Here is a 24,852-nt window from a genome sequence, read left to right on the forward strand (position 1 = left end):
ACCGGGCCAGGAAGTCATCCGCAGCGCCGAGGTAGTGGTTCCTGCGCGGATCGTACGGGCCGATCCCGTTGATGCGATTCATGCGGGGCCTGCCATGAGCGTCGTGCGCGAGCTGCTCCAAGCCTCGTTGTTCGGCGTAGTTATAGGTCCGGAAGATCACTTCGAACTCGTAGTCCTCTGTGCCGGCCGACTTGCGGCGCTCTCCAGCCCGTCTGGCGGGTCCCCGCTTCGTCCCGTCCGCACGACCTCCCCGGTCGTCGGGTCGACCAGCCGGTACACGCCACCCCCGGGCGCTACCGTCTCCCGCATCTGAAATGCCCCGGTCTAGGGCGTGTCCCGTGGATCATGAAACGGGGTCTTTGAGCCAGATCCGGATGGACGCGACGTCGATGGTGGCTTGATACATGAAGTCGCGTTTGTCGTAGCGGGTGGCCACCGCCCGGAATCCCTTGAGCTTGTTGATACAACGTTCGACGGTGTTGCGTTGCTTGTAGCGCTCGGCATCGAACGCGGGCGGTCGTCCTCCGCGGCTGCCGCGCTTGGCGCGGTGGCGGATCTGGTCGGCCTTCTCCGGAATTGTCGCGGTGATCCCACGCCGACGGCACTGTTCGCGGATGGTCTTGCTGGAAAACGCCTTGTCCCTCAACAAGTGCCCCGGCGTGCTGCGGGGACGCCCCGGACCGGCGTGCTCGATCCGGATACCGTCCATCACCGCGGCGAAAGCGGTCGAGTCGTGCCGATGACCGGCCGTGGTGACACGCGAGATCGGACGTGCTCGCGAGTCACCGGCCAGCACGATCTTCGTGGTCAACCCGCCCCGAGACCGCCCCAGAGCCTCCCGCTCCGCGACCTGCTCCGCGGACAGTACGGCGGAATTTGTCATTCGACAGATCCCCCTGTGTGAACTGGAGGAGCGTGGCGGGCACCGGTGGCGTGCTGGTGGGCACGCACCACGGTCCCATCGACCGCCACCGCCCAGTCCGGGCCCTCCGACTGGTCGCGCCCGCGGCGTAACCCGTCGAGGATGTCCGCCCACACACCCTCGCTCGCCCACCTGTAGTGCCGGTTATAGATCGTCTTCCAATTCCCGTACTCGGCGGGCACATCCCGCCACGACACACCCGCCCGCGTCCGCCACAACACCGCGTTGATCACCTGACGGTGATCCATCCACCGGCCACCCCGACACGGCGTCCGATCCGGCAACAACGGCTCCAGCCGTGCCCACTCCTCATCAGTCAAGTCATGCCGATCAAACATGACCTAGGTTCTATCGAACACACCCACCAAGCACGCATGGTCGTTGGCTGACAACGCGGGCGCACGACAAGACCGGTTCAAACAATCAAATCTATGACAGAAGCCTCAGTATTAGCATCGGCGAACACTGTTATATCATGTCGACCTACCCCGAGATTCAACTCCGTTTTTTGCTCACGATGCGCATCCGACACGCGAATAACACCGCTTGGCAGTTCAATACTGCCTGTGAATATTTGAACACCAGATACTTCCGCGTCAGTATCCCAAATCCTCACCGATGTCTCGCCATCGTCAGCATGTAGCACGCGCACCACCAGAGCTGTTTTCGCAGCCGTTACCTGGTCCTCGGCCGTAGCCCAGGCTGGAATGGGCTCAGTCGATTCGACGTCAGCCACGAGCAGCACACCATACGGAAACTCCGCATCCAGCCGAACCCTCAACATATCCGCAATCCTCCATGACTACATCCTCAAATCTGCCCTTGCTGCATGAGAGGTTGATCACCCACAGACCCTGGGCATTGCTGCACGACAAGCATTGCGGAAAGAGTACCTGAGGTGTGCCAGGGGAGACAGTCCGTGACACTGGCATGTGATCACCAACCCAGTTTCCAGACTTGGTTCCAGGCGAACGTGCACCACATGAGTGGCATCCATACTTCGCTCCGAGGGGTTCAGTTGTGCGCGCTCGGCGGCGGTAGTCTTACCGACTGCGCTGGATGGAACCGACTCCACCGCCCATGGCCCGGCTTCATCAGGTCGTTCCCGACAGCCGGCACCTTCGCCGTGCTTTTAGCAGCCGTGCCGGCACCACGCCCAATGGGGGCAGCTACAGTAACAGCCGTGGAAAACGGATAGGAGCGCATCCCAACCATCGGCTCGTTCATTGCCGATGCTGTAGGACCATTCACAGAAGCCTGGGTGGGCGCGGGCGCCGCCGCTGTTGCACGTGTAGGTGGCCCAGTTGGTTACGGCCTGTTGGTATGTATCTCCTGGGGCCATCGGGGTTGGCATGCCGATGGACATGCTGTGTTGCATTTCTTCGGCGGTGGGGAGGCGGACGCCGGCGATGATGGGCTGGTTGGAGCCGTCGCCGGTGCCTGTTCTCCATTGGTAGCGGAGTTTGGTGCGTCGCTGCTTCCCACGCGGCGTCCAGCACGTCGAGCGGCACGCGCGGGACGCCCGCCCCAAGGACGGTTTCGTCGGCGAGGAGGGCGGCCGCTCCGGTCCGAACGGCGCCGAACGCCATTGGCTGGTCGACCCGTTGGGCGGAACGCGCAACTTCGCGGCACGCACCCCGCTGGTCGCCGTCAACGTGGCTTTGCACGGTACTGGCGGCGTCCTCGCCGTCACCGCCGACCCGTTCTCCGGCGAGGTGTTCTGGATTGGCGGCGAGGGCGCCCACGTCCACTCGGAGGCCGGGGACGCACCACTGCGCCCCGATCCTGGCAGCCGGCTCGCCGACCTCGACCCTCCATTCCCCAACGCGACCTGGTTCCGGGCCGTCGACCTCTTGACCAGCGACAGGTTCACGCTGCACCCGCAGGTTCTGTCCACCAGCCTCGCGCTGGTCTGGGTCGCGGACCGGCGGGTAGTGGCGAAGCCGGAGGATGGGGTGGAATCGACGGCGACTTGGGCGGTGCCATGTTGGTCGTTTTGGAGGTATTGGGGGTTGGCGCCGCCGACGCGCATGGCGACGCTCGTGCCGTTGTGGGTGTAGCAGCGGGTGCCTTTGAGCAGGCATCTGCAAATGTCTTGGCCCAGACATCCAAAATTACGTTCTGTCGATACCGATCCGTTGAGCCTGGTCGATCAACGACTGCGGCAGCTTGGCATCGGCTGCCAACACTTCAACACCGATGATCCGTCCGTCCTCGTCGAAGTCGATGTTTATCATCCCGGCTTCGATCGGGTCACATGAGTACATGTGAGCGACTTTTGCACCCGGCGGCCCGGGATCGAAGTAGATATATGCCGCATTCGCGGCCTCGTCATAGGTGACCTGAATGTCCGTCATATCTCACCTACTATTCTTCATGAGCCTGTCAATGTACGACCTGTTCACATTGACCATTACCGTTGCCACATTTCCTTCGGTGTTTTGGCGACAAACACCTTGGAATTCGGATCACAATAGCCTAACTTCCACTGATCGTCATGAAAGTAGTCGAACGGTTGCCTTTCGAGAACTGCACGTGCATCCCCTTCCGAAACTCCACGCGTCCTCAGACGTTGCATCGCGTGATCTGAGAAGTTGTCCACGCTGTCGGCCACATGGTACGTGATGTCGCCGATGCCTTCACAGGTGCAGGAAAGTTGCATGCCCGGGAAATATCCACCACAGTTGTGAACCAGGACTGGCCGAGTTCCCGCGAGTACGTAGTACGTGTTGATGATAGCGACTGTCAGGTTGTGCGCAATGAGCTATTCCGGGTAGCCGTTGGTGCCTGTGGGTAGCGGTGGTCTGTGGCGGCGGTAGCGGCACGCCGATCCTGTTGACATACAACAAAAGAGCGCAGAACCCCGGTATGAAGGTGGTCCTTCCGAGATCAACTTCATAGAGGTTCTGCGCCTGATGAGTGTCGCATACACCGCTGTCCTGGAGGTATCCGAGGACAGCGTCTTGTTCCTGTCTGGTTTGCTGTATGCCGAGCGTGTCCGGCGGGGTACCCGCAAGGGCGCTCGCGCGTTGGGGACCTACAAGCAGGCCGTGCTGGTGCTGCGCCGGTTCCTGGACGACACCCGGATGTCGGCTTTGGCCAGGGACAACAACATTGCCGTGTCCACCGCATACGAGTATCGGGACGAGGGCATCGCGGTGCTCGCCGCGCGTCAGCCGTCGTTGCACGGGGCGTTGCTGGCGGCGAAAGCGGCTGGCCACTCGCATGTGATCGTGGACGGCACACTGATCCACACCGACCGGATCTCCACACCGGGCCCCACTCGCGGGGTGGACTTGTGGTGGAGCGGCAAGCACCGCCATCACGGTGGCAACATCCAGGTCGTCTCCGCCCCGGATGGGTGGCCACTGTGGACCTCCGGTGTCCGTCCGGGCCGGGAGCACGACACGAGTGCCGCCCGCGCCGACCCCGACCTACTGGCCAGGATCACCGACTGGATCAGCGACGGCGCCCTCGCGCTGGCCGACCTGGGCTACGAAGGCGAGCCAGAGACCTTCACGATTCCGTTCAAGAAACCAAAAGACGGTCAGCTGACCGTCGACGAGCAGGCATACAACGCCATCCACGGCGCTCTGCGCTGCCTCGGCGAACGCGCCAACTCGCTACTCAAGACCACCTACAAGGCCCTCCGCCGCCACCGCGGCTGCCCCTGGCGCCTCGGCGGCATCGTCGCAGCCGCTGTGGTGCTGCTCCACCACGAACACCACCGCACCACCTGACCAAACAGAACTTGATCACACGCAGCGACCAACGGTTACGCGGAATGGCTCAATGGCCGCGAGACCAGACGTGGACACCTCCGGATTGTCCCGGCCGAGCAAGAACGGCCCCCATTCCGGGCGCCCGTGGGCTGCCCACCCGCCCGGCTCGCCCGCGAGCCGCAAGACGTCCTGCCAGTCGGTCAGCGGCGCTCGCGCTTCCTCGAGGGTGTCGGCGACTGCCTGCGGCATGGCGATCACGAGTGTGCTGGCGGTGACGGATCCCAGCGACGGCGTGGCGGGATCCGTCCCGCCACCCGCCTCGGTATCGTGGGTCAGCAGCTGGGTCCACATCGACGACGTGGGCAGCCACACCTGCGGTTCCGGCGGCAGGTCCTCGCCGCCCAGCCGCCAGCCGGCGGCCAGAGCGACCTTGGCCTTGCCGGAGGTCATGCCGTGCACGGAGAGGTCGTCGACGCACCGGCCGCCGACGGCGCGTTCCGCGCCGGCGTAGTCGGCGGCGAGCTCCGTGACCAGCGCCGCCTTCTCCGTCGACACACTGACCTCAAGGTCCACCGACCTCGCGCAGTCGGCGAGGGGGTCTGACCCAGCGGGCACGACGAAGAAGCTCAGGACCATCAGCGCGGCGGTCTCCGCGCCGTCCACCGGTATCAGCGCGTCGATGAACGGAGCGGCGCCTTCTCCCATGGGCCGCAACGCGAAGACCACCTGGAAGATCTTGTCCAGGTAGTCGGCCGGGGTGGCACCGCCGAAGAGGTCGAGGTGGTGCTGGTCAAGGCAGTGCCGCAGCCAGCGGGGGTCCACCGCGACCACGACGGCGAACAGCGGCAGGCCAAGCAGCAGGTGCACAGCGGCCAGCACGTCCACCACCTTGCGCGGCGGACACCGGTCCAGGTCGTCGATGTAGAGAACGATCCGTTCCAGCGGCGGGGGCCGGTCCGGGCGCGCGAGTTCCCACTCCGCCAGTGCCGCGCCCGCCGCGTCGCTGAGTCCCCGCAGGTCTTCGTGGGCGCGGCTGACCAGGCCGCGGTACTGCTCGTAGTCGCCGGAGCGGGCCTCCCGCACCAGTAGGTCCAGCCGTTCCGCCGCGTCGAACCGGGCCAGGCGCACCCGCGCGTCACGCAGGGCGGCCGCCAGCTCGTTCCTGCGCCTGCCCGTGTACTCGCGCACCGCCCGCCAACCGTCGCGGACGCGCAAGAACACCGGGGTGACGGCCGTGAGCACGGTCGAGGTGGCGACGAGCGCGGTGAGCACCGTGCTGACGCCGAGCAGCGCGATGGTGGCGGTGGCACCGGCGAGCACGAGTAGTAGCGCCAGCACGAGGACACGGCCCCGCCAGGAGGCAGACCGGAGCGCTCGCCGACCAGAGCACCTTGGGCAGCAGCAACAACCGCCCGACACCGGCCGGCTTCCCGTTCAGCTCGTCCAGGTTCCGCACCCGGGTACGCAGAAAATCTCGCTCCGCACGCGCCTGTTCGGAGTCCGGTGGCGTCTCCGGCCGGGCAAGCTCCGCGAACAGGTGGTCCAGCAACCCGGTCCACAGCTGGTCGTCGGCGTAGTGCCAGGCGTTGAACCGCACCTGCCGCACCGCGTTGGCGAACACTCTGCGGGCGGGGTTGCCCCGCGACTGATCGGCAAGCCTGGCCACCCGGTCCTGGAGTTGCCGCACGAAGCTGGACTTGCCCGACCCCCACCGGCCGAGCAGCGCGATGGCCAGCGGCAGCTCGGTCTGCCGGTCCGCGATCAGCGTGGCGATACCGTCCACGTCCGCGCGGAACCCGAGCAGGTCAGCGGTGCTCTCCCGGTCGCTGAGCACGCCGGGCCGCGGCTGGAGCGGCTTGCGGACGTCGATCGGGGCGCTCGAGGCGAGTTCCCACAACTGGACGGTGCCGTCCTCGGCTCCGCTGACCAGCCGCGCGTTGTCCGGGGTGATCGCAAGCGCCGTGATCGGCGCGCCGTGCCCGACCAGCTGCGACGCCACGGCAGGGTGCCTGCGCTGCCAGACCCAGATGTGCCCGGCGAGGTCACCGGCCGCGACCTGGGTGCCGTCCGGGGACAGCGCGATCCTCAGCACGTCGCCCGAGTGCCCGGTCAGCTCCACCGGTTCAGGACGGGCAGAGGCCGCACTCCACAGCCGCACCACGCGGTCCTTGTCCAAGCTCACCACCCACGACCCGTCTGGGGTGGCAGCGACGGCGACGACGTCCGGTCGATGCCCGGGAAACTCCCGCACCACGGTCCCGGCCCGGTTCAGCACGACCACGGCGGCGTGTGCCCGCCGACGACGAACCGGTCGTCGCCAGCGCGCGGACGGCGAACCCCGTGGCCGGACCGTCCGCCTCGGCGTAGTGCCCGTCCTCGCCGCGTTCCCACACCCGGAGCGAAGTCGTGCCGGCCGCGACGATCGCGTCACCGGTGGACGACACCGCCGCCACGGTAGCCGGACCCCATCCGGGCACCGGGACGGAGGAAGGCGAGTCGTCCAGCTGCCACACCGTGCTGTCCTCGGCGCCACACAACACGAGCCCGCGGTCCCGCGTCACCGCAGCGGCGAGCAGGCGTCCTTCGGGTCGCGCCAGGCTGCCCCGCAACAGACCGGCCCGCAGGTCCATGTTCCGGACCACCGGGTCGTCGCCCCCGACGACGATCCCGTCCCCGTCGGGAAACACGGCGATGGCACGGATCGCGCCTTCGTACCTGGCGAACGGCTCGGGAAAAGTCAATGACGTCATGGTGATCTGTCAGCTTAATGCCCGGTCCGCGGACCGGGCACCGGAGTCGCGGCGCGCAGGGTGGGCCGTCCGAGACCGACGACGCTCGAACGCTCCGTCTACCGACCGCTCGGCGGCACCGGTCGGCTGACCGGTGCCGCCGGAATCGGGGCCTCACCGACAGCAGGGTTGACGCCGCGGGCGGCGGGTATGCCCGGATTGAACGACATCGACGAAGGAGAACGTGATGGCTGGTTTGTTGAACCGGATCAAGAGCTTCATGCGCGGCCCGCGGGGCCGGCAGATGACCACCAAGGCACGGACGATGGCGAAGGATCCCCGCAACCGCGAGCGCGCCCGCCAGGCCGTGACGAAATTCCGCCGCAAGCGCTGACGGCGGCCTCACGAACGGCTCCCGGCTCGGGCCACGTCCAGTCACCATCCACGAGTCCTGCGGTCGCCCGACGGTCGCCGCTCGCATGTCCAGTGGTCGTTGGCGAGCGAGAACGGCGGGTGCAGCGACCGAAGGGAAACACCGACGACTGGCGGGCCCGACCACCTTCGTGAAGACATCGAATTGCCCGGCGTCACAGCAGCACCAGCAGGCAGAGCACGCCGAGGAGCAGCGCGGCCCACCAGACCATCAGATGCGTCGAGCAGGGTGCCGCGATGCGCCCGCTGGGCCGGAGTGGGCCACTGGCCGTCACCCACAGACGTCCGGCGTGGTGGCGCAGTGCCGTGCCGAGTTGGTGGCCGAGGCGGGTCGTGGTCCGCGTCAGGGCCTGCCAGGCGGCGGGAAGGGCGCGCCGCGCCGCCGGAGGAGCCGGCCGCGCCCGACGCCCGAACACTGGTGGCCGACGCCCGCGCGGTCGGCGAGCAGGTGGACCGCGCTGTCGACGGCGACCCGGCGCACATCTCCCCCACGGTCCTGCGCACCGCGTACCTGGTGGTGCAGGAGTCGCTGACGAACGCCCGCAAGCACGCCCCCGGCGCGGAGGTGACGGTGGCGCTGGCCTACCGAGCCGACGGGATGACGGTGCAGGTCGTCAACGGCGCCGCCCGCCGCCCGCCGGACGGCGCGCTGGCCGGCAGCGGGTCCGGTGCAGGGCTGCGCGGTCTGAGGCAACGAGTGGAGCTGGTCGGCGGCACGCTGCGCACCGGCCCGCGGCCGGGCGGCGGGTACCAGGTGGATGCGATACTCCCGGCCTACGTGCCGACGCGGGGGACGCCGAATGATCCGGGTGGTCGTCGTCGACGACGAGCCGATGGTGTGCGCGCACCTGCGGATGATCCTCGGCGCCGCCGCCGACCTCGAGGTGGTCGCTCAGGCGCAGGACGGCGCGGAGGGTGTCGAGGCGGTCGTGCGGCACCGGCCCGACGTGGTCCTGATGGACCTGCGGATGCCCGGGGTCGACGGGCTGACCGCGATCGAGCGGATCGCCACGTTGCCGGCGCCGCCGGTCGTGGTCGCACTCACCACGTTCGACGCGGACAGCTACGTGCTGCGGGCGCTGCGGGGCGGTGCGGCCGGATTCCTGCTGAAGTCCACGCCACTGCGGGACCTCGTTGCGCTGGTGCGGGTGGCGGCCGCCGGGCACACCGTGCTGTCACCGGTCGCGGCGGCTCGGCTGCTCGCCGCCTCCGCCGGCGGCAAGCAGCGCGGTGACGACGCCAGGGCACGGCTGCGCGTGCTCACCGAGCGGGAGGTCGAGGTGCTGACCCGCCTCGGTCGCGGACTGTCCAATGCGGACATCGCGCGGGAGCTGCACCTGTCGGAGGCGACGGTGAAGAGCTACGTGTCGCGGATGCTCGTCAAGGTCGACTGTCGCAACCGGACCCAGGCCGGCCTGCTCGCCCACGAGGCGGGTCTGGTGAGCGGAGAGGCCTGACCTGGTCAGCTCCAGTACCCGTGGCCAGGAATGCCGCGCAGGCCGGGAAGCTGGTGTCGCACCGGCCCGGTGTGCAGGGGGCCGTCAGCCGGGTGCGGGCCGACTCCCACCGGGCGTAGCCGAGGTCGAGCAGGGCCAGTGCCAGTGCCTACTGTGCCCAGGACATGCCGGGTGGGGGCACGCCGGGTTCTGGTGCGGCGAAGGTGTGGCAGCGTGGTTCGTCGCCCGCACCAACACCGGGGACTACCTACCGGCTACTTCACCGCGATCGCGACAGCGTGGCCACCATGTCGTTGCTTCCCGTGACTAGCCGGGTGGCAGCAGGGTCCCGAGTGGACCGAGGTCGAGGTTGAGGTCCTCGCGGCGGAGGCCGAAGTGGGTACAGAGCTCGTCCATGCCCTCGTCGAGTCGCATCAGTGTCAGGCCGATCTCCTCGATCTGCTCGTCGTCGAGGGTGTCGGAGTCGACGCGGCGGATCGCCTGTCGTTCCATCAGCTGTCGCAGGAGATCGACCACGGTGAGCACCAACCCGGCAAGGCTCTGCTGGGCGGTGTCGGGGTCGGCGTTGATGTGGTGGCGGGGCGGGTCGGTCATCGGTTCTGCTCCAGGGCGCTGATCGAGGTCAACAGGGCGCGCAGCGAGATGTGGACGAGTTCCACGTCGGCGATGGACAAGGTCACCTCGCCGTGGATCACCACACCGCCCGCCAGTACCCGGTCGAGCAGGTCGACCAGGGCGATGCGCCGTTCGGGCGTGGGCATCGGCGTCGGTCCGGTCATGGCTCCAGTCCGATCGAGGAGAACGAATACGCGGGCCACGGGCCGGTGAGCTCGAGTTCGACGCCAGGACGTCGTTCGTCCTGCCGGCCGACCTCGTGTGCGAACTCTTCGACCGCGCCGTTGTCGACGAGGTACGCGGCGTTGAGGATCATCGGCAGTATCCCGGGGGTCCGCGAGTCGCCCCCCGGACTTTTCTGCTGGGACAGGGCAGGGCTTTGCGGGCGGTGGAGGCAGGCGTCCACGGCGAGCGCGGTGAGCGTCGCGTGGATCTCGTCGGCGTGCTCGACCGCGAGCTCGTCGATCCGTTCGCGGAGCAGGTGGTGCTCGCGCTTGCGGCGCAGGTAGGCCGCGCCCGCACCGCTCCCGCGGCGGTCACTCGCTTCGGCGGGCGCGGCTTCGCTCAGCTCGTTGACGTCGAGCAGGGCTTTCACCCCCCACTCCGACCGTCCGTCCACACGCGACAACGCCGCGCGGAAGCCGTCCCCGCGGTCTTCCAGCAGGGATCCCACCCGGTCGTCGTCGAAGTAGACGGTGGCCATCCGGAACGGCACCGCAGGCACCGCGCGTGCCACGGCCGCCACCACGGCGTCGTGTGCCTGCGCGACACGGGCGAGCCAGTCGATGTCCTCGAGGTTGCGGTGCAGCGCGTCCTCGCCGAACGCCGCCAGCGGTACCGTGCCGACCACCGCGGTCAGCCCGTTCGCGCCGGTGGTCCGCACCGGTTCCCCCGCCACCCCCGTCATGCCGGTGAGCAGGTTCGGTTCCACGCCTTCGACGACGACGTAGACCCAGGTTCCGTGCTCAGGCATGGTCGCTTTCCTCGATCTTCTCGGGTTCGCGTCGTCCTTCGAGTTCGGCGATGCGCGCACGGAGTTCCTCGTTCTCGCGCTCGAGCCCGCGGTCACCTCGCTCCCCGGTGAGCCAGGGGTCGTGTTCCCACCAGTCGATCCCGACCTGCTTCGCGGTCTCCAGCGACGCGATGACCAGCCGGAGCTTGATCGTGAGCAGTTCGATGTCGAGCAGGTTGACCCGGATGTCGCCCGCGATGATCAGGCCCTTGTCCAGTACGCGCTCAAGGATGTCGCCGAGGTTGGCGCTCTGGTTGCTGCCGTTCGCGCTCTGCGCCACCGTGGTGGGCTGTGCCGACACAGTCATCTCAACTCCTCCCCACGTCGGCGCCGCCCCGCGGGTAACGCCTGGTCCTGCGGTAGGCCAGCAGATCGCCGTGCTCGTTCAGTTCGGCCTCGTAGAGCGCGAGCACGTCCGACGACGACGGGATCCGCCGGTCCTCCAGCACCTCGACCTCGACCAGCCAGCCCTGCTCGACCGGTCCGACGGACGTCACACCCACGACGCTCTTCGAGGTGAGGGCGCTGATGTGTTCCTGGGCCTGTGCCGCGATCCGCGACGCGGACGACTTCTGCCCGGCGCCACGGTCGCCACTTCCCTCGGCTCTGTTCTCGGTGTTGTCCTCCGTGTTCTTGGCGTTCGTGGCCACGCGGGAGTCACCGCCCCTTCGTTCCCGGTTGTGTGGTCATCCGGCGCAGCACTCGTTGCTGTGCCTGGGCTTCCTCTTCCTCGGACAGCTCCCCCTCGGCGCGCTTGCGTTCGACCTCCTCGAGCTCGCGTCGGGCGGATGCGGGGTGGTAGAGCTCCTCCTCGACCTGCCGCTGCACCAGCTCACCGAGCTTGATGACGCCGCGCACCGGCGCGAGCGGCAGGCCGAGGAGAACGGACACGAGACCCATGGCTACTCCGCCGCCTTGCTGACCACGAAGTCGTAGGCCGCGAGTGGACCGAGCAGCCGGAGGTCCACCCGGCCCTCCCATCCGGTGGCGAGCCGCTCGACCGCCTCCTCGAGCTCGGACTCCTTGTCCGTCTCCGCGAGGAAGACGACGTGCGCCGCGTCCTCGTCGTGCGTCGGTTCCCGCACGACCGTCATCAACCCGAGGTCGTCCAGCGCCCGCCGCACGGTCTCGGTGTCCGCGTCGCGCTTCGCCGAGATCGCGTTCGTGATCGCCTCACCGAGCGCCATGCGCTCGTTGCGCGTGGCATCCTCCGGCTTGTCCCGGATCGCCTCGCGCAGCCGGCCGAGTTCGGCGTTCTCCGCGAGGATCTCCTTGAAGATCGCCTCTTGCCGGTACCGGCCGCGCACGACGTACTGCGCCTTGCCTTCCAGTTCACGCAGCGCGGCGGCGAACTCGTCGTGGTGTGCGGCGAGCAGTTCCTCGGTCACGTCGTCCTCGCTGGTGAGCACGGCACCGAACTTGATCGGCAGCACGGGTGCCGCGGCCGCGGCGCCGTCGAGCAGCGCGGCGTGTGCCGCCAGGTCCTCGGGGCTGCCCAGCGAGGAGTCCGCGGCCACGGCGCTGACCAGTGCGGCGACGTCACCGTGCTTGATCGTGGTCACCTCGCCTGGCGGGTCGCCGACACCTCGCGCGTCGGGTTCGGTCTCCACATCGGAGGGCACGATCCCGTATACGTAGAACCTCTGGTCCGATTCGGCCATCCCCGTCACTTCCTCTCCCGTTTCCCGGCCCGCTCGCCCTCCTCGTCACCGAGGAAGCCGCGCAGCTTGTCCCCCGCCGCGTCGAGCGCGCCCTTGGTCTTGGTCTTGGCGCCGCCCTGCTGCATGTCCTCCACCAGGTCGGGCAGGCCCTTCTTGTCGTTGTCCGAGATGTCGAGCCGGTTCACGGCCTCGGCGAACCTCAGGTAGGTGTCCACACTGGCCACGACGACGCGCGCATCGATCGTCAGCAACTCGATGCCGACGAGGGAGACCCGCACGTAGGCGTCGATGACCAGACCCTTGTCCAGGATGGTGTCGATCACGTCGGCCAGGCTGGACGAGGTGGGGCGCTCGACCCCACCACCACCGGCCGGCTGTACCGCTGTGGTCATTCGGTTCGCTCCTCACTTACCGTCGGCGGCGGCACCCTCGCGTTCGCGTTCCTCGCGGGGTTCCTCGTCGCCGGCTTCGGTGTCGTCCACCGGTTCTCGGTCCTCGGCCCGCTCGACCACCCGGCCGTCGTGGATCTCGCCGCGCCAGCCCTCGACGTCGTCCGGGTGCAGCAAGGTCCGGGTCATCACGTGGCGCTGGAAGTGCTTGAGCTCGAGGCGGGCCCTGCGTCCCTGGGCGCGCCACAGGTTGCCGGTCCGCTCGAACAGCCCCTGGGGGTGGTACTCGAGCACCAGCAGGACCCTGGTCAGGTCCGGCGCCAGTTCGTGGAAGGTGACCGCGCCGTCGACGTGGCCCTTGTGCCCTTCGGACCGCCACACGATCCGCTCGTCGGGCACCTGCTCGACGATCGTGGACTCCCAGGACCGGTGCGACCAGAAGATCTGCGCCTTCCAGCGCAGCTTCTCGTCGCTGACCTGCTCGACGTGCTCGACCTTCTTCAGAAACCCGGGGAAGTCGGTGAAGCGGGTCCACTGGTCGTATGCCAGGTCGACCGGCACACCGACGTCGATGTGCTCGACGATGTTGGTGACCTTGATCTTGTCGTTGCCACCGCCACCGAGCGCACCGCTGATCTTGTCCTTGATCCCTTCCGCGACACCGGAAAGCGCACCTTTCACCGCGCCGGTCGCGGCCTTCCTGCCCGCACCCGGTTCCTTTCCGGTGACGGCGCTCAGCAGGCCGGGACCACCGCCGCCGGTGCCGTACTCGCCGAGCCGCCCGGCCGTCGAGCTGACCTTGTCGGTCAACGACGTGGCGGCACGAGTGGTGACCGTCTGCGCGAGCCTGCGTACCGAGTCGGCAAGCGGCGAGGCGCCCCCGGACACCGTGCCCGTGGTGTCCTTCGCTTTCTTCGCCGTGTTCTTGCCCGTCTTCGCGGCCGTGTCGGCAACCATCCCGATCACCTCCCGGCCCGGCGCACCGGCGCGCGGGAGCCGCGCCGCGTGCTGCCCCGGCGTGGCTTGTCGTCCGAGTCGTCCGTGCTCGCGCGACGCCGGGCCGTGCTCGCCCGCCTGCGCGGCCGGGGCGATTCACCGCCGTCGTCCTCGCGGTCGTCCTGGCTGTCCTCAGCGCCGTCCTGGGCGCCGTCCTGGGCGCCGTCCTGGGCGCCGTCCTCGGCAGGTTCCTCTGTGGACTTCTCCTCATCGTCGTCACCGCCGGGCCTGCCCTGCAGCCGTTCGTTGAAGGCGTCGATGCGACTGCTGGCCGCGGTCATCGCCGCGGTCTTGGCGGCGTCGACGAGCTGTCCTCTAGCCATCGTGGTCAGTTTGTCGACCTCGGGTACCGACGCGAGTTGCTTCAGCCCGCGTTGCACCAGCTGGCGCGGCGTGCCTGCCGCACCTGTCGCACCCGCGACCATCAGCGCCAGCCGCATCTTGCGGGTACGACCGAGCAGGTACCCGATCGCCACGCCGCAAGCGAGGCGTGTTCGAGAGCTCATACCTGTCCTCCTGACTGAAGTGATCTCCCGTGCGCATCGGAGTCGGCGAATCAAATAGCGCCGCACAAGTCTGGTACCCACGGTTATCGAGTTCAAAAACCAGGTCTGCCAAAATTGGGCCGGATGGACCAGTTGTTTGAACCGACAAAGACACCGAGTCTACATCGGACAGAGTTTGAGCAGGTCAGGACACACGTCAACCCTGTCGACAGGCCGCTCAGGGTTTTTCGAAATGCGCCGCAGAACAATTCGTCCGCGAACCTGACGAAAAGGGCGCTCGACGACCATCGAGATCGTCACAAAGACGCAATCTAGACAACTGCGGCATTTTAATATCGCGGTGCTCGCCCCGTCACGAAGCCTCACTCGCCGAGTGAAGGTGACCTGGACACAGCAGAAGCGCTGAGCACGATGTGCTCGGATCGGTGCCGGGGTGGTCGAAGGTCGGTGCGACCGCCACTGGTACATCCCACGCGAAGTCCTCCTCCCCGACTGCGAGAACGACACTCCTCCACGACGTTGACCAGCCGGTCACCTCCTTCGCGCGCCACGAGCGGCACCGCAGGCGGACCGACTCGTACTCATCCACTTCACCTGTTAGGCGCACGAAGCGTCCGAAGCGTCACACCCCCAGGTCACGCAGCGGATCGGCCGGTCTCACGACGACGTTCCGGCCCCACGGTCCTCACGTTTCGCCGGCGCGGGAGCGGGGAAACCAGATGGCCACCGGAGGAGACGAAAGGGGAAGACGTGATCGGCAAGCTCGAGACAGTCGTTCTGGACACGCGCGATCCCAGGGCCCTGGCGGGTTTCTACGCGGACCTCCTCGGAGCGCGGATCGTCACGGACGAGGACGACTGGGTGTCCATCGTGGACGCTGAGGGGCGCAGGCTGTCTTTCCAGACCTCACCCGAGCACCAGGAAACCCGCGCATCCGCGAATCGGCCGCCGGATGGAGACACAGGCAACGGTGCTCGCGGATAATTCAGCCCCGCCGGACTGCTACTGACCGAGAGACGACGACAAGCGCCTGGAAGATCGTCTGCCGCCTGCCAGAAAATCCACTAGACCGCGAATGGCTCCCACCAGAAACGGAACGGCGAGTACCACGAATAGCCATCCTCCCCAAGCGCGGGGACCCAAATCATCCTCGAACGTCCACCACATCCAACTTGGCCTGTCTTCGGGCGCCAATGTTGCCACCCATCCAAAGCTCGCCGACCACACGCCAAATACTCCAAGGAGCAGTGCTTGCGTCAGGCTTCCCCACTTCCAGCGCCAACGGCGGTGGGCATCGAGATACTCCTCGACTGCCAACTCATAGTGCTTGACGAGTTCACGGTACGTCCGGCTATTGGGTGGGGCAAGGCTTATGAGCTCGGCAGCGGTCTTCGCCTGCTTGGCCAGCCGCGCCCGCCGACGCCCGTCCTGCACGGCGAAGGTTAGAAGGGTGACCAGTGGTGTCAGGAGTATTCCCAGGCCGCGCAGCAAAATATCAACCGTCATGACAACCCACAATGACAGCAGGAACCAAAAGCCATGCACTGACCCTAGCTGTTCCGTGAACTCAACTTGCAGTCGAGGGCGGGACCAACTGCCCGACTGGTCTTCGGCTGGCTCACCCATCATCCGAAGACGAACAAGCCATGCTCCCGCCGGGCCGGCAGCCGGTGACCCGACCAGACCCGGTCAACCAGCTGGGTTCCCGCAACCACCTGGTTGGCCTCGACGAGCAGGTTGGCCAGCACGCACCGCTGCCGGGCGTGTCCGACTTCCGCCGGCCGGCCGTCGACGTAGGCCTGAATGGCGCCGAGCAGCTGGAACTCCACGACCACCGCGACCCCCAGCCGACCTCTTCCGGAGCAAACATCCGTTTATATCGGCTGAATCGAACCGGCTCAAGTTCCGCTCGGAAAACGCGGCCGTTCGGCCGCAAAGCCTGCGCCGACAGGCGTGCGCCATCCCATGGCGCATCTCAGGGAATGCCGGGAAGCAGCTCCAGCAGGAATTTTTGAGAGCACGTACGCGATGCCTGAACCATTTGGCGTGAACCTTACCGCCGACTCCGCTGAAAGACTGTCGCTGCTGCGGCTGCGGCCCGCGGAAGGCGAGGTTGAGCAGGATCGCGAGGAGTACCGAGGCGAGCACCGAGACGGCGATCAGAACACAAACCAGACGACCGGCGAGAGAACGGATCTTCACGGGTCGCCTGTCACCTCGTCGTGCACGCGAACAACTATCCGCTGCCGCGTGCGAAAGATGACGAAAATCACCACTCTGGACCTGCAGGAAGGACAACAGACGCCCCGCAATGATGATTGATGTGTGTCAGGAAGGTTGCCTGGCGGCGGGCACTCACGGGCTGTGGATCGTGAGCGTCGTCGGGCCGGTGAGACTCCCGACACCAGCCCCCGCACACGCCAGCGCGTTCGGCGTCATGAGCGTGGCGACCTGGACTGCGCTGCCCGGCGCATACCGTCCCGCCGTGATCAAACCGGTGTTGGTGACCACGACCTGGCCGGCGACCACGGTGGTCGTGAAGTTGTAGGTGAAGGTGGTCGGCGCGGCCAGCGGGTTACCCCACTGGTAGGTGCGGGACGTCGAGCCGGCGTTGAGCAGCGTCGTGCAGGAGACCGTGTCCGTGAACACCTGCGTGTAGGACGCGGTGAAGGCCTGGAGGTCAGTGCAGACGGGGAAGGTTCCGGTGAGGACACCGGACACGAGCTGGGGCGTGTTGGTGATGGGCGGATCGTAGGTGACCGCCCAGGTACCCACACAGGATTGGACGGCGGCCTCGGCGTGCGCCGAACCCGCCAGGCCCAGCACGCTACTCGACGCGGCGAGTACTGCCGCCAGAAAAGCACCGAACCTCCGCGACCGGCTCACGACAGCTCCATCCTGCAGCACACCCGTTCCACATCCTTCGTAATAAACCACGAAGGATGGTTTGCGAATACCGCCGTTCCGGCATTCCGCGCCGCAGAAGTCGGACGGTGTCGATGTGATGTCGACTCTCGCAGCACCACCATCGATGGACTCAAGAGTCCGAATACTGTCCGCTGATCAGAGCCCGGCCAGGTCGTCGGATACTGAGGCGAATCCGGCCGCGGCGGTGTTTGCCGGCCAGGTGGTCGAGCGAACTGGTGCCGGAATGGCCAGTGTCACCGATGACGTGGCGAGGAGCCAGGCGAGGGCGACCTGTGCGGGCGTGGCCTGGTGGCGGGCGGCGACGCCCGTGAGGCAGGCCGTGTCGAGCGGGCCCTGCCGCCGCCGAGTGGAAAGTACGGCACGTAGGCGATGCCGTCTTGTTCGCACTGCTCGAGAACCTCGGCGTCGCTGCGGTCGTGGATGTGGAACTGGTTCTGCACCGCGGCGACCGGGGCGACCGGCCGCGCCTCGGCGAGCTGGGGCGCGTCGACGTGGCTGACCCGAGGTGCCGGATCAGCCCCTCACGGCGCAGGTCGGCAAGGACCGGTCTGGTCAGCCGCGGTAGTGGTCGGCGAGGGTGTGGAAGGCAGCCTTGGGTTCCAAGGGCATGTCGGGTAGGTGTTGCCGTGGCGGTGTTCCAGGACTTTGACGATGCCGAGACTGTCGAGGTCGTGGCGGGGGTCGTCGGGGCGGTGGGGGATGTTGTCGAGCGCGAACAGATACACGAAGGCGCTGTCCACGCCTTCGGCGTCGAAGATCTCCAGCAACTCGAGCAGGTAGGTGGCCTGGCCGGCCTCGTCGCGGACGTACTCCCCGTTCAGTCCGGCCGACCGGCCGGTCTTGTCGTACTCGACGATCTCCATACTGCACGGCGCGACGTCGCCCGCTCCGCGCCAGGTCGCCGTGCCCAAGCCGGTGATCGCAACCGGCTTTCCCCGCGCGACGAGGTATGCAGGCGTAGGTGATCCTTCGAAACCGTTCGCGGACCGCGGCGACGGCATCCCCGAGGAAGTCGTTGAGGCGGGCACTCGCCTCGGCGATCGGCTCGGCCCGGCCGTCGGGCTCGCCCAACAGCCGGCCGAGCCGCTCGTCGAGGGTGTCGCCGGGCAGAAATCTCAGGCTCATGATGGTCAGCTCGATGCCGGTGACGAACACGACTTCGGATCCCGTCCGCCGGATCCGTTCCGCCCGCTGCGCGCAGTCGGTGAACTTGGCGCCACCGCGCCTCGACACAGGCGTAACGCACCATGCACATGCCACGCGCAGCGCGCGTCCCCACCGGGACTACTCCGTGCCGTCCGCCGGCAGGCGCTCCGGCAGCCCGGCCCGCGGGAACTGGTCGTCGTGGAACGTGACGAGCTCGGTGATCGCCCCGCCGGTGACACGCAGGACGTCGAGCGTCAGCGGCAGGTACGCGCCCTCCCCCTTCCGCCAGAGGTAGAACGCGACGGCGGGCTGCCGGTTCACCGAGGTGCGGACCGCGCGCAGGCTCCCCAGGCTCTCGAAGCCGTCCTCGACCCAGTCGTTCACCACCGCGTCGCGACCTACGTACAGGCCCGGTGTCGGCGGCATCGAGCAGCGGACGTCTTCCCGCAGCAGTGCGGCGAGCCCTTCGATGTCCTTGGCCACGCTGGCGTCGGTGAAGCGGCGCACCAGCTCACGCGTCGCGGCGTCCTCCTCGCCGCCGGTCCAGTCCTGCCGTTGCGCGGGCAGGTGCTCCCGCATGCCGGCGCGGGCCCGCTGCAGCGCGCTGTTCACGGAGTTGACGGAGTCCCCGAGGAGCTCCGCGACGTCCTTCGCTGGCCAGCCGAGCACGTCCCGCAGGATCAGCACGGCCCGCGGGCGAGGCGCGAGGTGCTGGACCGCGACCAGGTACGCCAGCTCGATCGTCTCCCGCGCGACGGCGACGGTCTCCGGTTCGTCCCCATCGCTCGCGGGCAGTTCGTCGAGCAGCCGGTCCGGGTAGGGCTGCAGCCACCGCACCTCGCCGCCGTTCGCAGGCTCCGGGCGGCACTTGGCGAGCAGGTCCAGGCAGGCGTTGGTGGCGATCCGGTACAGCCAGGCCCGGAACGTCGACCGCCCCTCGAAGGTCTCCCGCCGCCGCCAGGCGCGCAGGAAGGTCTCCTGCACGGTGTCCTCGGCGTCCTCGAACGACCCGAGCATCCGGTAGCAGTGCACGTGCAACTCCCGCCGGTGCCGCCCCGCCAGCGCCGAGAACGCCGGCTCGTCGACCTCGCCCAGACCGCTCACGCCCAGCTCCTCCAGCCGCGTGTCCACACTCATCACGTCATCCTTCCGCCTCGTCGTGTCCGTCGTAGGTATGACGGGCGCGGGCGCGACAACTCATCACCGAAGTCGGTCGGCACGCTGAGGCAGTGACGCGGCCGGCTCCGACGCGATGTAGGACGAGGATGGCCCGCACGATCGCGGTGGCGCGGCGTGGACAGCAGCACGGCCGCGACGGCCTTCGTGGACTCGTCAACCGGCTGCGGTGGATACGGCGACCGCAGTCGGCCCAAACCGGTGCATGGCCACGTGTCAGCGGGCGGTGAAGTCCAGGCTGACGGTGGATCCGTTGCCGCGATCCTGGACGGTGACTGTGTAGGTGCCGGGGTGATGGATGTCGTCGTGCCCGGGAGTGCTGCCGAACCACTCGAATTCCAGGCGAGCGTAGCCATTCCGGTCGGCTTCGGCGCCCCCGCTGGAGATGAGGTTGCAGGGGCCGCCGGTGATCTTGGGACACACCCCGCCCTGCGCAGCGGGGTCCGCGATCTCGATATCGACGTAGGTGTCCAGACCCCCGTCGGAGGTTTCGATGGTGATCACTTGGGGTGTCGCGGCATCGAACTCCGGAGGGCCGAGGGAGAGCTGGAAGTTCTTGATGGCGTCGGTGGTGGTGGCCGGCGCCGGAGGCGCCACCTGCCGGTCCCCCGTCACAGCCGTCGCGGTCGTCGTCGGGACAGGTGTCGCCGTCACCGGGGACGACTGGTCTGCGGGGTCGGGAGTCGAGCCCGAGGTGGCGGCACCCCGATGGCCGGAGCCGTCGCGGACGGCTCCGAGGGATGGAGGAGCTCGGGCAGGTCCTTGCCGGTGATGAAGCTCAACAGGCCGGTCACGTCAGCGAGCACTCCGAGCAACGCCACGACCAGCGCCGCGACCGCAGTGATCTTGAAAGCTTTCATCGGCGGAGTCGCCTCGGCCATCCCCACCATCCTCCCGTGTCCCGCCCCACGTGCCACCGAGGCCGACAGGAGTGGAGATGTGTTCAACCGCCTGGAGCCGCCCCGGGCGATGGGTCACCGCCACCACGGTTGTGGGAGGCCAAGTACTGACCGCGGCACGAACTGCCGACGAGCGACGTGCTGCCACCACATCGCCGCAACGAACTCTCATGCCGCGGACCGAGTTGGCCGCGACGCCCTGTCATGCCGATGAGAGCCTTGTTGGCGGTCATTCTTCGGCACGGTCCAGGCGTTCGAGCACGTCGGTGAGTTGGCCGTCTTCATAGAGTTGCGCAAGCACCATTGTCATGTTGGTGACACCTGGTTCGCGCACGATCACGCCGTCTGAGCACCAGAAGTAGCTTCCGCCGCCGTACTCACCAGTGACAGCCCATCGCGCCATGAGTCGTTCCACCTCAGCGAGGGTAAACATCGTTGCACTCCAGCACGAACCGTCAGCCAGCGTGACCTCCACGTCAACGGTGTCTATCTCATCGGGATCCTCGCCAGCACCGATCACGAACGCCACGTTGAACGAGGAGGTCCGAACGCGATAGATCGATCCCTCCCAGCCTTCGGAGGCCTCGAACATCGAGTTCTGCACGGTGGCCGACCCTACCCCGCGCAACCGTATGGTCGCCCTGCCGCCACGCGCGCTCGTGCCGCGAGTCGGCTGCGTGGTGCGCGACTTGATGTATCAGTGATCCTGATGCGGGTCTCGTGGTGGTTACTACGGCGAAGACGACATCCGTCACGGATCGTTTGACAACGAAGTCCTCGACGCAGTCGCCGGGGTCGCTATGTGGACTCTACGTCTGTGAAAGACTTCTGCCGGGGTCGTTGTCAGTTCGGGAAGATTGTCGCGTGAGCAGCAATGACCTGCCAGTTCGTTGTATGGAGCCAAGTTCGGGTGTAACGCGCGCGGGCGGTCAGGTGCTGACCGGCGACGGTGACCTCCAGGGTGCCCAGGAACCAGGTGACGCCAGTGGCGCCTATCGCGAACACCTGGAGGTCCTCCTCGTCGACGCGGTGGACGACCTGTGCGCCGGACTGGTGGGCATGCAGGTCGTCGGCCTTGGTGAGAAGGGTGCCGTCGGGGCCGGTGAAGCGGACGTCGTCATGGAGCAACGCCGTCAAGGCCTCGACGTCGGAGGTGCGTTGCGCGGCCTGCAGGCGTCGTTCCGCGGCGCGGAGGCTATCGACGAGATCAGCATGGGAGTTGTCGACGGGATCTGAGTCGGGCATAGCGCACAGCCTGGCAGCCGACGACACCAGGCGCAGGTGTGTTCGCTTGTGGCGGACCTACACAGGACGCACCTGCGCGAGGCGAACCTCCGCGGGGCGTGACCGGGCGGCGTAGTCGGCCTGCCCGAGGACCAACCACCAGCAGCCGAGGCGGCCTGATCGCGGCGGTCTGCTCGGTGTGGCCACCGGCGCCGATCCGGACCGAACAGCTCCAACTCCACCGGTCCGAGGACCGCGACCGGGCGGCACACCTCGGGTTGGCCGCCTCGCCGCAGATGTACTCCTACCCCGGGTGATCCCCGGCCGCGTGCCGTGCTCGAGATGCCCGAGATCCCCGGCCGGCGGTACACGCACGCGACGGCGCCGGCAAACACCTCGACGGCGATGAGGTCATAACGTCCGCTCATGCCGCCGAGCGAGCATCTCGCGCGGTTGCACTGATCGTCGGCAGCCCGGACACCTGCCGCAAGAAACTGCGCAAGTACGCCGACCTCGGCATCGACCGGCTGATGTGCCTCCAGCAGATCGGCAACATCGGCGACGAAGAAGTCCTGACCAGCATCCGCTTGATCGGCGACCTGATCCCGGAGTTCGACCGCTGACGTTCAGCCGGGGTCAACCGCGGTCAGGAGGCCCGCCGGACCGCCGCATCCTGGAACACGCCGAGTGCCTCGTACACCGTTCTCCGGAAGGGAAGAACTCAACGTGACAGGGCACCACTGCGCGTAGATCCCGCCCTCACCCCGGCGACTCGCCCCACCCCGACCTCGGAGGTCGCGCTGTTCCGGGACGTGACTGTCCACTCATGCCGCTGGTCGGTCGTATGCCGAGCGTGCGCTGAGCCGAGGGGCGTGTACCTGGGCTATCGAAGGAACGCCGGATCGTCGAAGCCCATGGCGCGCGCGTCGGGTAACTGTGGGATGGCGGCGACGAACCACACCGCTCCCGCGTCGAAGTCGATGCGCAATGCCGTCGGCACGTCCACCGTGCGCGCCGGCGCAACCACGCTGCCATCGGCTCGCCGGGCCGGGCCCAGTTCCATTCGCTCCCAATGCAAGGCGGTCCGACGAACCGCCGCCCCGAGGTACCTGCGCCACACACTCCCGGAATCGATGAGCGGCCCGATCCGCACGGGACCTCCCTCGCCCAGGACGAGATGCTCCTGGATCCCGTTGTCGAAGACCTCGACGCCGTGAGGGAAGAAGGTGTTGGTCCAGGTCACCGTCGCCGGCCCCGCGTCGCAGGTGAGCTCGAAGCCCATGACTGCGTGATGCCAGTCGCCGTAGTCCCACCGTGCCGGTTCGGGGGCGTCGATGTGGATGTCCCAGTAGTCCACCGCCGTGAACCGACGGCCGCGCAGATCGCTCAGCTTCGCCTCGAATCGTGCCCGCTGATCATCAACCTCGTTGACCGAACCCACGGCGTCATACTCCCCCAAACCGCCCACCGATCCGGCCAGGTGGTCACTCCTCACCCCACAGCATGAACGGCACCTCCCGAGCCCGCTGCGCGCCTCCGCTGTCGCCCGACGTCTCCGCGATCCGCGCCAGAACCAACCGAAACTCCACCCGGTCAGCAGAGCTCAAGGCGTCCAGCTCATGACTGATCACCTCGATACCCCGCACGGCCACATCCGGGTCGATCTCGTCGTCCGCGGCGTGCTCGAAGAACATCAGGGCCTCGACGACCGCCCGAACCAGCGGCGTGCTGTCCATGCCGGGATTAAACCCGACCCACCGGCATTCCTATCCGCCGGTCCGTGACGCAGCCCCACGAACACACCTTCGTTCACCCACCTGCTCACGTCGCCAGACGAGCAACCGAGGATGCCCGCTCATGCCGAGTTGCGGACGGCCGATGTCGCGATTGACGCCGACGGCGTTCGACGTTGGTCGGCCCTAATATCCCGGATCGGTGACGACCTGAACCCACAGCGAGGCGGGATCATCCAGGCGGACGTGGCTGTCGATCTCCTCGATGCGCTTCAGGACGATCCGCTCACCTGCGCTGACTCGGTTGTCGAAGGCTTCGTGCGCGTCAAGCGGTGCGGCGGCAGGGGGAGGTTCCAGCGTCCGGAGAATGCGCAGCGCGGCACGCCAGCGCCAACTGATCTCGACCAGTTGCGCCACCGATGAGTTGATGAAGTCCACAGCCGGGCGGTACAGGTCGTGATGAACCTCCCGCAGAGCCGGATGCAGGTCCTGGGCTGTCATCGGTCTGTCGCGGATCGCCAGGACCCGGCCGTCGCCGGCGGCGGCGCCCATCCACGGCGTGCGGTCGTGACCGCCCCACCTCCCCAGCCGGTACAACCGATCCTCCGGCGTGATCAGCCGGCTCTCCACCGGCCCGGCCACGTTCGGCACGAGCACAGGTTCGGATTCCACCTGCAAACAGGGTGTCATGAGCACGTCCCTCGGAAGCCCCCACTCGGCCAATGCCCTGAGGTCACTCTCCGGCAGACGCCATTTTCCGCACCGCCACGGCCGGAGGAAGCACCCGCACGTCACCATCGACGATCGAATCCAGCGGCGCGGTCATCACCGCGACAAGCCGATCTTCCGCCACTACCACGGCACAAGAGTAGGGACCCACCGCACCGCTCATCACACACGGATCAACCCGGACGTCCTCTCGTGCCGCTGAGCGGCAGCAACTGGGTCCCCGAGGAGCACGTGGGAGCGGGCTGTCGGGAGCAAATTGAGAGCCAGATAGGCCATCGAACGACAGTGAGCTGCGCTGAACTGCTCCGAACAGACGTACGCCGACCTGCCAGAGTCACGTTTACGCAGGTCAGCGCACTTCTTGATCTACGTTGACACGGTAGAGGTCATGGTGGGCGGCGGCCGTCGCCGCATGCAGTACCGACCGACTCGGCTCACTCTTGTGAGTGTCTTCACGGTCAGCCGATCGTGTACTTGCGTATTCATCTTCGGCAGAGGATCACGGAGGTTGAACCGCCCCGGGTCTGATGGAGACTCACTCGTTGAGTGAGGATGTGGATCATGGCCGGGAAGAGT

Annotated in this window: 34 protein-coding genes and 3 pseudogenes; 7 read left to right on the top strand and 30 right to left on the bottom strand. The window is 67.4% G+C overall.

The window, feature by feature from the left end; translation table 11 throughout:
• Positions 1-343: 343 nt before the first annotated feature.
• Both ACFPCV_RS05825 and ACFPCV_RS05830 read right to left on the bottom strand, forming a co-directional pair.
• Positions 344-1,260, bottom strand: a protein-coding gene (locus ACFPCV_RS05825; RefSeq protein WP_378054960.1) for an IS5 family transposase whose coding sequence is annotated in 2 segments (ribosomal slippage) — positions 344-916 and positions 919-1,260 — 915 coding nt in all. Because the reading frame shifts where the segments join, the coding sequence is not laid out codon by codon here.
• Positions 1,261-1,337: 77 nt separating this feature from the next.
• Entirely contained in the window at positions 1,338-1,658 is a 321-nt protein-coding gene (locus ACFPCV_RS05830; RefSeq protein ID WP_378054961.1) for a hypothetical protein, read from the bottom strand.
• A 730-nt stretch (positions 1,659-2,388) separates the two neighbouring features.
• Here ACFPCV_RS05830 and ACFPCV_RS05835 point away from each other — a divergent pair.
• On the top strand, positions 2,389-2,982 hold the full coding sequence (locus ACFPCV_RS05835) for an inositol monophosphatase family protein (RefSeq protein ID WP_378054962.1): 594 nt from the start codon (positions 2,389-2,391) through the stop codon (positions 2,980-2,982).
• A 54-nt stretch (positions 2,983-3,036) separates the two neighbouring features.
• Here the strand turns inward: ACFPCV_RS05835 and ACFPCV_RS05840 are convergent, their stop codons facing one another.
• Positions 3,037-3,279 carry a DUF2283 domain-containing protein gene (locus tag ACFPCV_RS05840; RefSeq protein WP_378054963.1) on the bottom strand — a complete coding sequence of 81 codons (243 nt, stop codon included), beginning with the start codon at positions 3,277-3,279 and terminating at the stop codon, positions 3,037-3,039.
• A gap of 558 nt (positions 3,280-3,837) precedes the next feature.
• Between ACFPCV_RS05840 and ACFPCV_RS05845 the strand changes: the two genes are divergently transcribed.
• Positions 3,838-4,662: a transposase family protein gene (locus ACFPCV_RS05845; protein ID WP_378054964.1), complete on the top strand. Its 825-nt coding sequence runs from the start codon at positions 3,838-3,840 to the stop codon at positions 4,660-4,662.
• A gap of 15 nt (positions 4,663-4,677) precedes the next feature.
• Here the strand turns inward: ACFPCV_RS05845 and ACFPCV_RS05850 are convergent, their stop codons facing one another.
• The 3 genes and pseudogenes from ACFPCV_RS05850 to ACFPCV_RS05860 form a co-directional block, all read right to left on the bottom strand.
• Complete coding sequence (locus tag ACFPCV_RS05850; RefSeq protein WP_378054965.1) at positions 4,678-5,832, bottom strand: P-loop NTPase fold protein; 1,155 nt, start codon at positions 5,830-5,832, stop codon at positions 4,678-4,680.
• On the bottom strand, positions 5,780-6,820 hold the full coding sequence (locus ACFPCV_RS05855) for a P-loop NTPase fold protein (protein ID WP_378055032.1): 1,041 nt from the start codon (positions 6,818-6,820) through the stop codon (positions 5,780-5,782). Before ACFPCV_RS05855 ends, ACFPCV_RS05850 begins: the two co-directional genes overlap by 53 nt.
• Positions 6,821-6,841: 21 nt before the next feature.
• A pseudogene (locus ACFPCV_RS05860) lies at positions 6,842-7,177 on the bottom strand (hypothetical protein); the annotation flags it as partial.
• 443 nt (positions 7,178-7,620) lie between these two features.
• Here ACFPCV_RS05860 and ACFPCV_RS05865 point away from each other — a divergent pair.
• From ACFPCV_RS05865 to ACFPCV_RS05875, 3 genes and pseudogenes are all read left to right on the top strand, one after another.
• The gene (locus ACFPCV_RS05865; protein ID WP_378054966.1) at positions 7,621-7,767 is read left to right on the top strand and encodes a hypothetical protein; all 147 of its coding nucleotides are present in this window, start codon (positions 7,621-7,623) and stop codon (positions 7,765-7,767) included.
• Between the two features lie 552 nt (positions 7,768-8,319).
• Positions 8,320-8,568 (top strand): annotated as a pseudogene (locus tag ACFPCV_RS05870) (ATP-binding protein); the annotation flags it as partial.
• A 37-nt stretch (positions 8,569-8,605) separates the two neighbouring features.
• Complete coding sequence (locus ACFPCV_RS05875; protein ID WP_378054967.1) at positions 8,606-9,262, top strand: response regulator; 657 nt, start codon at positions 8,606-8,608, stop codon at positions 9,260-9,262.
• Between the two features lie 306 nt (positions 9,263-9,568).
• On the opposite strand, the gene ACFPCV_RS05880 is transcribed toward ACFPCV_RS05875, so the two are convergent.
• The 10 genes from ACFPCV_RS05880 to ACFPCV_RS05925 are packed head-to-tail and all read right to left on the bottom strand — an operon-like array spanning position 9,569 to position 14,441.
• Positions 9,569-9,856, bottom strand: coding sequence for a gas vesicle protein K (locus tag ACFPCV_RS05880; protein ID WP_378054968.1), 288 nt, complete (start codon positions 9,854-9,856; stop codon positions 9,569-9,571).
• Positions 9,853-10,041 (bottom strand): gas vesicle protein, encoded by a 189-nt coding sequence (locus tag ACFPCV_RS05885; RefSeq protein WP_378054969.1) that lies wholly within the window; start codon positions 10,039-10,041, stop codon positions 9,853-9,855. The genes ACFPCV_RS05880 and ACFPCV_RS05885 overlap by 4 nt, the downstream gene beginning before the upstream one ends.
• A complete protein-coding gene (locus tag ACFPCV_RS05890) occupies positions 10,038-10,850 on the bottom strand; it encodes a GvpL/GvpF family gas vesicle protein (protein WP_378054970.1) in 813 nt (270 codons plus the stop codon). Before ACFPCV_RS05890 ends, ACFPCV_RS05885 begins: the two co-directional genes overlap by 4 nt.
• The gene (gvpJ, locus tag ACFPCV_RS05895; protein WP_378054971.1) at positions 10,843-11,196 is read right to left on the bottom strand and encodes a gas vesicle protein GvpJ; all 354 of its coding nucleotides are present in this window, start codon (positions 11,194-11,196) and stop codon (positions 10,843-10,845) included. Before gvpJ (ACFPCV_RS05895) ends, ACFPCV_RS05890 begins: the two co-directional genes overlap by 8 nt.
• Before the next feature lies 1 nt (position 11,197).
• Positions 11,198-11,539, bottom strand: a complete 342-nt coding sequence (gvpO, locus tag ACFPCV_RS05900; RefSeq protein ID WP_378054972.1) for a gas vesicle protein GvpO — start codon at positions 11,537-11,539, stop codon at positions 11,198-11,200.
• Between the two features lie 7 nt (positions 11,540-11,546).
• A complete protein-coding gene (locus tag ACFPCV_RS05905; protein WP_378054973.1) occupies positions 11,547-11,789 on the bottom strand; it encodes a gas vesicle protein GvpG in 243 nt (80 codons plus the stop codon).
• Between the two features lie 2 nt (positions 11,790-11,791).
• Positions 11,792-12,550, bottom strand: a complete 759-nt coding sequence (locus ACFPCV_RS05910; protein ID WP_378054974.1) for a GvpL/GvpF family gas vesicle protein — start codon at positions 12,548-12,550, stop codon at positions 11,792-11,794.
• Positions 12,551-12,555: 5 nt separating this feature from the next.
• On the bottom strand, positions 12,556-12,942 hold the full coding sequence (gvpJ, locus tag ACFPCV_RS05915) for a gas vesicle protein GvpJ (protein WP_378054975.1): 387 nt from the start codon (positions 12,940-12,942) through the stop codon (positions 12,556-12,558).
• Between the two features lie 12 nt (positions 12,943-12,954).
• Complete coding sequence (locus tag ACFPCV_RS05920) at positions 12,955-13,896, bottom strand: SRPBCC family protein (RefSeq protein WP_378054976.1); 942 nt, start codon at positions 13,894-13,896, stop codon at positions 12,955-12,957.
• 5 nt (positions 13,897-13,901) lie between these two features.
• Positions 13,902-14,441 (bottom strand): hypothetical protein, encoded by a 540-nt coding sequence (locus ACFPCV_RS05925; RefSeq protein ID WP_378054977.1) that lies wholly within the window; start codon positions 14,439-14,441, stop codon positions 13,902-13,904.
• A gap of 750 nt (positions 14,442-15,191) precedes the next feature.
• Between ACFPCV_RS05925 and ACFPCV_RS05930 the strand changes: the two genes are divergently transcribed.
• Positions 15,192-15,425 carry a VOC family protein gene (locus tag ACFPCV_RS05930; RefSeq protein WP_378054978.1) on the top strand — a complete coding sequence of 78 codons (234 nt, stop codon included), beginning with the start codon at positions 15,192-15,194 and terminating at the stop codon, positions 15,423-15,425.
• Between the two features lie 18 nt (positions 15,426-15,443).
• Here ACFPCV_RS05930 and ACFPCV_RS05935 read toward each other — a convergent pair whose 3' ends face one another.
• Together ACFPCV_RS05935 and ACFPCV_RS05940 are read right to left on the bottom strand one after the other, a co-directional pair.
• On the bottom strand, positions 15,444-15,947 hold the full coding sequence (locus ACFPCV_RS05935) for a hypothetical protein (RefSeq protein ID WP_378054979.1): 504 nt from the start codon (positions 15,945-15,947) through the stop codon (positions 15,444-15,446).
• 119 nt (positions 15,948-16,066) lie between these two features.
• Positions 16,067-16,270: an AfsR/SARP family transcriptional regulator gene (locus ACFPCV_RS05940; RefSeq protein ID WP_378054980.1), complete on the bottom strand. Its 204-nt coding sequence runs from the start codon at positions 16,268-16,270 to the stop codon at positions 16,067-16,069.
• 199 nt (positions 16,271-16,469) lie between these two features.
• Here ACFPCV_RS05940 and ACFPCV_RS05945 point away from each other — a divergent pair, with 199 nt between their 5' ends.
• A complete protein-coding gene (locus ACFPCV_RS05945) occupies positions 16,470-16,763 on the top strand; it encodes a hypothetical protein (RefSeq protein ID WP_378054981.1) in 294 nt (97 codons plus the stop codon).
• Positions 16,764-16,796: 33 nt separating this feature from the next.
• Here the strand turns inward: ACFPCV_RS05945 and ACFPCV_RS05950 are convergent, their stop codons facing one another.
• The 12 genes and pseudogenes from ACFPCV_RS05950 to ACFPCV_RS06005 form a co-directional block, all read right to left on the bottom strand.
• Positions 16,797-17,327, bottom strand: coding sequence for a hypothetical protein (locus ACFPCV_RS05950; protein WP_378054982.1), 531 nt, complete (start codon positions 17,325-17,327; stop codon positions 16,797-16,799).
• Between the two features lie 275 nt (positions 17,328-17,602).
• Positions 17,603-17,857 (bottom strand): annotated as a pseudogene (locus tag ACFPCV_RS05955) (aldo/keto reductase); the annotation flags it as partial.
• A 33-nt stretch (positions 17,858-17,890) separates the two neighbouring features.
• On the bottom strand, positions 17,891-18,232 hold the full coding sequence (locus ACFPCV_RS05960) for a hypothetical protein (protein WP_378054983.1): 342 nt from the start codon (positions 18,230-18,232) through the stop codon (positions 17,891-17,893).
• A 421-nt stretch (positions 18,233-18,653) separates the two neighbouring features.
• On the bottom strand, positions 18,654-19,652 hold the full coding sequence (locus ACFPCV_RS05965) for an RNA polymerase subunit sigma-70 (protein WP_378054984.1): 999 nt from the start codon (positions 19,650-19,652) through the stop codon (positions 18,654-18,656).
• A 255-nt stretch (positions 19,653-19,907) separates the two neighbouring features.
• Positions 19,908-20,288 (bottom strand): hypothetical protein, encoded by a 381-nt coding sequence (locus tag ACFPCV_RS05970; protein ID WP_378054985.1) that lies wholly within the window; start codon positions 20,286-20,288, stop codon positions 19,908-19,910.
• Positions 20,289-20,341: 53 nt separating this feature from the next.
• The gene (locus tag ACFPCV_RS05975) at positions 20,342-20,551 is read right to left on the bottom strand and encodes a hypothetical protein (RefSeq protein WP_378054986.1); all 210 of its coding nucleotides are present in this window, start codon (positions 20,549-20,551) and stop codon (positions 20,342-20,344) included.
• Positions 20,552-20,819: 268 nt separating this feature from the next.
• The gene (locus ACFPCV_RS05980; RefSeq protein WP_378054987.1) at positions 20,820-21,194 is read right to left on the bottom strand and encodes a hypothetical protein; all 375 of its coding nucleotides are present in this window, start codon (positions 21,192-21,194) and stop codon (positions 20,820-20,822) included.
• A 239-nt stretch (positions 21,195-21,433) separates the two neighbouring features.
• Positions 21,434-21,835, bottom strand: coding sequence for a nuclear transport factor 2 family protein (locus tag ACFPCV_RS05985; protein ID WP_378054988.1), 402 nt, complete (start codon positions 21,833-21,835; stop codon positions 21,434-21,436).
• Between the two features lie 862 nt (positions 21,836-22,697).
• Positions 22,698-23,255, bottom strand: a complete 558-nt coding sequence (locus tag ACFPCV_RS05990) for a hypothetical protein (protein ID WP_378054989.1) — start codon at positions 23,253-23,255, stop codon at positions 22,698-22,700.
• 43 nt (positions 23,256-23,298) lie between these two features.
• Positions 23,299-23,550, bottom strand: coding sequence for a hypothetical protein (locus ACFPCV_RS05995; RefSeq protein ID WP_378054990.1), 252 nt, complete (start codon positions 23,548-23,550; stop codon positions 23,299-23,301).
• A gap of 183 nt (positions 23,551-23,733) precedes the next feature.
• A complete protein-coding gene (locus tag ACFPCV_RS06000; RefSeq protein ID WP_378054991.1) occupies positions 23,734-24,243 on the bottom strand; it encodes a hypothetical protein in 510 nt (169 codons plus the stop codon).
• A 37-nt stretch (positions 24,244-24,280) separates the two neighbouring features.
• Positions 24,281-24,406 (bottom strand): hypothetical protein, encoded by a 126-nt coding sequence (locus ACFPCV_RS06005; RefSeq protein WP_378054992.1) that lies wholly within the window; start codon positions 24,404-24,406, stop codon positions 24,281-24,283.
• Positions 24,407-24,852 lie beyond the last annotated feature (446 nt).

Origin of the sequence: Actinophytocola glycyrrhizae (genome assembly GCF_042653545.1) — a bacterium.
GTDB classification, from domain to species: Bacteria; Actinomycetota; Actinomycetes; order Mycobacteriales; family Pseudonocardiaceae; genus Actinophytocola; species Actinophytocola glycyrrhizae.

Bases quoted from the DNA above. Each gene is read 5' to 3' on its own strand.
- ACFPCV_RS05985 (WP_378054988.1), bottom strand. From the start codon at position 21,835: ATGCCCGACTCAGATCCCGTCGACAACTCCCATGCTGATCTCGTCGAT.
- ACFPCV_RS05945 (WP_378054981.1), top strand. From the start codon at position 16,470: ATGCCTGAACCATTTGGCGTGAACCTTACCGCCGACTCCGCTGAAAGA.
- ACFPCV_RS05935 (WP_378054979.1), bottom strand. From the start codon at position 15,947: ATGACGGTTGATATTTTGCTGCGCGGCCTGGGAATACTCCTGACACCA.
- ACFPCV_RS05960 (WP_378054983.1), bottom strand. From the start codon at position 18,232: ATGGAGATCGTCGAGTACGACAAGACCGGCCGGTCGGCCGGACTGAAC.
- gvpJ (WP_378054975.1), bottom strand. From the start codon at position 12,942: ATGACCACAGCGGTACAGCCGGCCGGTGGTGGTGGGGTCGAGCGCCCC.
- ACFPCV_RS05975 (WP_378054986.1), bottom strand. From the start codon at position 20,551: ATGAAAGCTTTCAAGATCACTGCGGTCGCGGCGCTGGTCGTGGCGTTG.
- ACFPCV_RS05885 (WP_378054969.1), bottom strand. From the start codon at position 10,041: ATGACCGGACCGACGCCGATGCCCACGCCCGAACGGCGCATCGCCCTG.
- ACFPCV_RS05920 (WP_378054976.1), bottom strand. From the start codon at position 13,896: ATGGTTGCCGACACGGCCGCGAAGACGGGCAAGAACACGGCGAAGAAA.
- ACFPCV_RS05995 (WP_378054990.1), bottom strand. From the start codon at position 23,550: ATGGACAGCACGCCGCTGGTTCGGGCGGTCGTCGAGGCCCTGATGTTC.
- ACFPCV_RS05905 (WP_378054973.1), bottom strand. From the start codon at position 11,789: ATGGGTCTCGTGTCCGTTCTCCTCGGCCTGCCGCTCGCGCCGGTGCGC.
- ACFPCV_RS05845 (WP_378054964.1), top strand. From the start codon at position 3,838: ATGAGTGTCGCATACACCGCTGTCCTGGAGGTATCCGAGGACAGCGTC.
- ACFPCV_RS05880 (WP_378054968.1), bottom strand. From the start codon at position 9,856: ATGACCGACCCGCCCCGCCACCACATCAACGCCGACCCCGACACCGCC.
- ACFPCV_RS05840 (WP_378054963.1), bottom strand. From the start codon at position 3,279: ATGACGGACATTCAGGTCACCTATGACGAGGCCGCGAATGCGGCATAT.
- ACFPCV_RS05925 (WP_378054977.1), bottom strand. From the start codon at position 14,441: ATGAGCTCTCGAACACGCCTCGCTTGCGGCGTGGCGATCGGGTACCTG.
- ACFPCV_RS05910 (WP_378054974.1), bottom strand. From the start codon at position 12,550: ATGGCCGAATCGGACCAGAGGTTCTACGTATACGGGATCGTGCCCTCC.
- ACFPCV_RS05865 (WP_378054966.1), top strand. From the start codon at position 7,621: ATGGCTGGTTTGTTGAACCGGATCAAGAGCTTCATGCGCGGCCCGCGG.
- ACFPCV_RS05875 (WP_378054967.1), top strand. From the start codon at position 8,606: ATGATCCGGGTGGTCGTCGTCGACGACGAGCCGATGGTGTGCGCGCAC.
- ACFPCV_RS05965 (WP_378054984.1), bottom strand. From the start codon at position 19,652: ATGAGTGTGGACACGCGGCTGGAGGAGCTGGGCGTGAGCGGTCTGGGC.
- gvpJ (WP_378054971.1), bottom strand. From the start codon at position 11,196: ATGACTGTGTCGGCACAGCCCACCACGGTGGCGCAGAGCGCGAACGGC.
- ACFPCV_RS05890 (WP_378054970.1), bottom strand. From the start codon at position 10,850: ATGCCTGAGCACGGAACCTGGGTCTACGTCGTCGTCGAAGGCGTGGAA.